The organism is Streptomyces sp. NPDC059142 (assembly GCF_042755665.1).
GTDB lineage: Bacteria > Actinomycetota > Actinomycetes > Streptomycetales > Streptomycetaceae > Streptomyces.
Window position 1 is genome coordinate 1 of record NZ_JBHZDA010000182.1, and the last position, 5,726, is coordinate 5,726.

The 5,726-nt window shown below is 70.8% G+C and carries 6 protein-coding genes; 5 read left to right on the forward strand and 1 reads right to left on the reverse strand.

Going from position 1 to position 5,726, the window contains the following annotated elements; all coding sequences use genetic code 11:
• The first annotated feature begins 161 nt into the window (after window positions 1–161).
• Entirely contained in the window at window positions 162–1,274 is a 1,113-nt protein-coding gene (locus ACFXPK_RS32335) for a hypothetical protein (RefSeq protein ID WP_385080716.1), read from the forward strand.
• Window positions 1,275–1,320: 46 nt separating this feature from the next.
• Here ACFXPK_RS32335 and ACFXPK_RS32340 read toward each other — a convergent pair whose 3' ends face one another.
• Complete coding sequence (locus ACFXPK_RS32340; protein ID WP_385080718.1) at window positions 1,321–2,451, reverse strand: M48 family metallopeptidase; 1,131 nt, start codon at window positions 2,449–2,451, stop codon at window positions 1,321–1,323.
• Window positions 2,452–2,609: 158 nt separating this feature from the next.
• On the opposite strand from ACFXPK_RS32340, the gene ACFXPK_RS32345 reads away from it, so the two are divergent.
• The 4 genes from ACFXPK_RS32345 (at window position 2,610) to ACFXPK_RS32360 (ending at window position 5,605) form a co-directional block, all read left to right on the forward strand.
• Window positions 2,610–2,762, forward strand: coding sequence for a hypothetical protein (locus ACFXPK_RS32345; RefSeq protein WP_385000048.1), 153 nt, complete (start codon window positions 2,610–2,612; stop codon window positions 2,760–2,762).
• A gap of 116 nt (window positions 2,763–2,878) precedes the next feature.
• Entirely contained in the window at window positions 2,879–3,040 is a 162-nt protein-coding gene (locus ACFXPK_RS32350; protein WP_385000051.1) for a hypothetical protein, read from the forward strand.
• 38 nt (window positions 3,041–3,078) lie between these two features.
• A complete protein-coding gene (nadD, locus tag ACFXPK_RS32355) occupies window positions 3,079–3,750 on the forward strand; it encodes a nicotinate-nucleotide adenylyltransferase (protein ID WP_385000054.1) in 672 nt (223 codons plus the stop codon).
• A 19-nt stretch (window positions 3,751–3,769) separates the two neighbouring features.
• The gene (locus ACFXPK_RS32360; protein ID WP_385080720.1) at window positions 3,770–5,605 is read left to right on the forward strand and encodes an LCP family protein; all 1,836 of its coding nucleotides are present in this window, start codon (window positions 3,770–3,772) and stop codon (window positions 5,603–5,605) included.
• The last annotated feature ends 121 nt before the right edge of the window (window positions 5,606–5,726 follow it).

Genomic DNA, 5,726 nt, shown 5'->3' on the forward strand with positions numbered 1-5,726 from the left:
GGGGGGCGCTGGGGTGTGGGGGCGTGGGGCGCGCGCGCGCGCGGGGCGCGGGGCGCGCCCGGGGGGGGCGGGCGGCTACCCGAACGGCCGAACGGGTGTCATGCGGAACTCGACGGTCGGCTCGGCGTTTACGTTCGCCCGCGCCGACCTACCCTCAAGGTATGGCAGGGCGTGGAGACCCACCCGAGGGAGAACATCCTGAGGGGCTCCCCGGAGGCGAGGACGACGAGTACCGCTCGGTGGTCTTCGACGAGTCGTTCATCCGGGCGGCCCGGCTCCAGGAGTACTCCGCGCGGGAGCGCATGGGCGATCACGCCCACGCAGTCCGCAGGCTGCCGCCCGGCCCGCCGCCCGTCCCCGGGCGCCGGCAGCGGTTCAGGAACGGCCCGCGGCAGTTCCTGCTGCTCCTGCTGATCCTCGTGGTGGCCTTCGGCACCGCGATCTACCTCGGGCTGCGCAACCCGTACCGGCCGCCCGCGCTCCGCGGCGTCGAGCAGGCCCGTACCTCGGTGATCCCGCTCGCCCCCGCCGGACCCGTGCCGGGCGGGGCGCCCGCCGAACTCCTCGCCCGCAGCCCCGCCGCGCAGTTCAGGACCGGCGCGGCGGGGATCACCCTGCCCGCGGCCCGGACCGCCGGTGACTTCGCGGAGGGCCAGGTGATGGCCGCGCTGAGCATCGTCAAGGACTACCTCGTGGCCTCCTCGCTCGACCCCGACGTCCTCGCCGGGCGCACCCTGCGCCCCGTACGGGTACTCCTGGACCCCGGACAACTCGGCCAGTTCGACCGCAGCTTCACCGATCCGGCCGACGACGGGCACCACGACCCGATCGGCTGGCTGGTCCGCTTCGACCCGGCGAAGGTGGCGCGCGCCGACGAGCAGGTACGCGTCCACGGCACGCTGCGGTACCGGGAGACGGAGCCCGGGACGCTGGAGGTCAGCTCCGATCATGTCTTCGTCTATCCGCTGCGGCCCGCCGCCTCGGACAGCCGCCCCGTACGGGACGCCTCGCTCTTCACCGTCCGGCGCGAGATGCGCTTCCGCTTCGGCGTGGAGGACCTGCCCCGGCACCAGACCCAGGTGGTGACCAGCGAGGTCCAGGCCGGGCCCCAGTCCTGCTCCGCCGAGCCGCCCAGGACGCTGCGCCCGCTGCTCGCCGGTGAGCGCGCCCGCCCCCACGAACCGGCGGCGACCGATCCGTACGCGACGGGCCCGGTACATCCGCCGCTCTGCGGGGCGCTCTCCCGCGCGGCGGAGCCGAGCCCGTCGCCGTGACGGTCCGACGGCCCGACGGCTTGACGGCCTGACGGAGGGGGTGCGGTCAGTCCTTGACCGGTCCCTTGCCGCCGGTCCCGCCGCCGTCGCCGTCCGAGGCGCCGTCGCCGTTGCCGCCGTTGCCGTTCCCGCCGCTGTTCCCGCCGCCCGTGAACCGGTCGCGCAGCTTGCCGCCCAGGTCGCCCGCGCCGCCCGCGATGTCGCCCACCAGCTTCATCAGCGGGTCCTTGCTGCTGCGGACCGTGTCCGCGTAGTGCGAGGCGGAGTCGCGGAACGAGTCCGTGACCGACGTGTCCTTGTCCTCGTCGCGGCGCGGGTAGTGGCCGTCCATGATCCGCTGGTAGTCCCGGCTCTCGGACCACTTCTTCAGCTCGGCGGCCCGGACCGTCGTGAACGGATGCGTGCGCGGGAGCACATTGAGGATCTTCAGGACGGAGTCACGCAGGTCGCCGCCCTCCTCGTACTCCTTGGCCTGCTCCAGGAACGCGTCCACGTTCATCTCGTGCAGGTGGTTACCACCGGCGATCTTCATCAGACCGCGCATCGACGCCTGCGTGTCCTGTCCGACCAGGAGACCGGCCCGGTCCGCCGACAGCTCCGACTTGCGGAACCACTCCCGCAGCGCCGTCACTATCGCCATGATCGCCACATTGCCCAGCGGGATCCACGCGACCTTGACGGCGAGGCTCGTGAGGAAGAGCAGTATCGTGCGGTAGACCGCGTGACCGGAGAGGGCGTGGCCCACCTCGTGGCCCACGACCGCCCGCATCTCCTCCTCGTCGAGCAGCTCCACCAGTCCGGTGGTGACCACGATGATCGGCTCGTCCAGGCCGATGCACATCGCGTTGGGCCGCGGGTCCTGCGTCACGTACATCGCCGGGACCTTCTCCAGGTCCAGGATGTAGCAGGCGTCCCGCAGCATGGTGTGCAGATGGGCGAACTGCGCGTCGCCCACCCGCACCGAGTCGGAGAGGAAGAGCAGCCTCAGGCTGCGCTCGGGCAGCAGCGCGCTGAGCGCCTTGAACACCGTGTCGAAACCGCTGAGCTTGCGCAGGGCGACCAGCGCCGAGCGGTCGGCGGGGTGTTCGTACGCCCGGGAGGAGATTCCCGGGAAGCGCTTGCGCTGCCGGCTCGGCACGTGCGCGCCGCCGGTCGCCTCGTTGCGGTCTTCGGTCATGGATATCCCCTGTTCGTACGAGTCCAGAATCCAAGGCTCGTCCCCCCTGACGGACCCCAGACTAGGCGCTGGGGCTACCGTGTGGCGGGGGCCTGTGGATGAGGTGCCGGGGCAGCGCCCGGATCTCAGCCGGAAAGAGACCGAGGAGCACCGCCGTCATGCCGGAAACCGCCACCCTGCTCGCCGCCGCCTCCGAAGAGCAGGGGGCGGGCAGCACGCTGCGGATCGTGCTGGTCGTCCTGCTCGTGGGAGCAGCGCTGCTCGCCTGGTTCCTGCTGCGCGGATACCGCGACAACGACCACAACGACTGAGTCGGCGTGAGCGTGCCCCGGGGGCCCGCATACGATGTGGGCGAAGTCTCCGCAGACCTCAGGAGAGTCCAGCTCTCCGGAGGACCCAGACCCCCGAGGAAAAGGGCCCGTAGAAGATGAGCCTCACCGGCACCGCCGCCCACCTGGTCACGCTCGCCGAAGGCGCCGAGATGGGCGGCAACCACGAAAGCCTGAATCCGGTTCTCGTCGGCGGCGGCGCCCTCTTCGCGCTGCTCCTGCTGCTGTTCATCACCACGCGCTTCAACCGCGACCGCTGACACCGGGGCGTACGGGTGTGCCAGTAGGCTCTGGACGTATGGGAGACCAGCAAGCGTCCAGCGGTCGCGGAGCGGCAGGACCGGACAGACCGGAGCAGGGCCCCGGCCCCGGATCCGAGCGCGGCAGGCGCCGACTCGGCGTGATGGGCGGTACCTTCGACCCGATCCACCACGGACACCTCGTGGCGGCCAGCGAGGTCGCCGCGCTGTTCGAGCTCGACGAGGTGGTGTTCGTACCGACCGGTGAACCGTGGCAGAAGAGCCAGCGCGCGGTGTCGCCGGCCGAGGACCGGTATCTGATGACGGTCATCGCGACCGCGTCCAACCCGCAGTTCTCGGTCAGCCGGATCGACATCGACCGCGGCGGCGCCACGTACACCATCGACACGCTGCGGGACCTGCGGTCCCTCAACGAGGACGCCGACCTCTTCTTCATCACGGGGGCCGACGCCCTCTCGCAGATCCTGAGCTGGCGGGACCACGAGGAGCTGTTCTCCCTCGCCCATTTCATCGGGGTCACCCGGCCGGGCCATGATCTGACGGACGACGGACTGCCCAAGGGCGGGGTCTCGCTGGTGGAGGTTCCGGCGTTGGCCATCTCCTCGACCGACTGCCGTGGGAGGGTCGCGAAGGGCGATCCCGTCTGGTACCTGGTGCCGGACGGCGTCGTGCGCTACATCGACAAGCGGCAGTTGTACCGCGGCGCCTGAGCCACGGAGAGGGGCACCGGTGAACGACCAGCAGCAGCCGTACGACCCGTACGGCCCCTACTACACGCAGCCCCAGATCGTCGGTTACGACGAGTACGGGCAGCCGGTGTACCAGCAGTCCCAGCAGCAGCCGCAGCAGTACGACGCCTATGGGCAGCCCCTGCCGCAGCAACAGCAACAGCAGCAGCAACAGCAACAGCAACAGCAGCAACAGGGGTACGGCTACGACCCGTACGCCCAGCAGCAGGATCAACAGCAGGCGCAGCAGCCCTCACAGGCACAGCAGCAACAGATCCCGCAGCAGTACGACCCGTACGCCCAGCAGATGCCGCAGCGACAGCCGCAGCAGCAACAGGGTTACGGGTACGACCCGTACGGGTACGACACCGGCACGCAGCCGGCCCAGCAGGAGCAGCAGCAGGCCCAACAGGCCCAGCAGGCCCAGCGGCAGGCTCCGGTCGCCGTCGACCGGCCCTCGGCCACCGGGGCGTCCGAGCCGGCGCCCGCGCCCGGCGCCGCCGCCTCCGCCGGGTCCCCGCGCGGGGCGGAGCCCGAGCAGCCCGCCGTACCGGGACAGCGGCGTCCCGACGGTGAGGAACGCGACTACAAGACCGAACAGTTCGCGTTCATAGAGGAGCCCACCGAGGACTCCGAGGACGTCATCGACTGGCTCAAGTTCACCGAGAGCCGCTCCGAGCGGCGCGAGGAGGCCAAGCGCCGGGGCCGCAGCCGCGTCGTGGCCCTCGTCGTCGTCCTCGCCCTGACGGTCACCGGAGGCGTCGGGTACCTCTGGTACGCGGGCAAGTTGCCCGGCATGTCCGGGTCGGACGCGCCGCAGACGACCGCCTCCGGCACGCAGAAGCGCGATGTGATCGTCGTACACCTGCGCAGCACCAAGCAGAAGGACACCTCCACGGCGCTGCTGGTCAACAACTCCACGACCGGCCAGGGCACCACCGTGCTGCTCCCCAACGTCCTCTCCATCGCGGGCGACGAGGGGGCCTCGACCACCCTCGGCAAGTCCGTCGACGAGGACGGCTCGGACGGCACCCGCGAGGGCATCGGCACCCTGCTCGGTACCAAGATCGCCGGCACCTGGCGGCTCGACACCCCGTACCTGGAGAACCTGGTCGAGCTGGTCGGTGGCATCGAGGTGACCACCGACGTCGAGATTCCCGCCGCCAAGGAGGGCGACGACCCGCTGGTCCGCAAGGGCGAGAAGGAGACCCTGAACGGACGGGCGGCCGTCGGCTACGCCACCTACCGCGCCCCCGGCGAGGAGGAGGCGAAGCAGCTCACGCGCTTCGGGCTGGTGCTCCAGGGCGTCCTGCGGAAGATCTCGGACGACCCGAAGACCGCGACCGTCACCGTCGAGACCCTGGCACAGATCCTGGACCCGTCGCTGACCGAGAAGGACCTCGGCGCCGCCCTGGCCAAGCTCGCCGAGCACGCCAAGGTGGGTGACTACAAGACGACGGTCCTGCCCGCCGAGGCGAACGGCACCCTCAGCGAGGAGTCCACCGAGACCGTGGTGAAGGACATCCTGGGCGGTTCGGTGACCGCGCCCGAGCAGGGCGACGCCCTGCGCGTCGGCGTGAAGAACGCGAGCGGGAACCAGGACGCGGCCGAGTCCGCCAGGATCGCGCTGGTCAACGGCGGCTACAGCTTCGTGGACGCCGGTACGGCCGACGCCGTGGCCTCCTCACGCGTCACCTACGGGGACGCGTCCAAGAAGGAACAGGCGGAGGAGACCGCGAAGACGCTGGGGCTGCCCGTGAGCGCGGTCGAGAAGGGCAAGGCGGCGGCCAACGCCGATGTCTCCGTCGTCCTCGGGCAGGACTACAAGGTCGATTAGGAGCGGTCGGACCACAGGTCTCCCCGGGGGCGGCCGGGGGCGCCGGGGACAGCGCGGGAGGCACACAGGGGTGGGGGGTTTAAAAGAGAGACACACACACACACACAGAAAGAAAGCGACG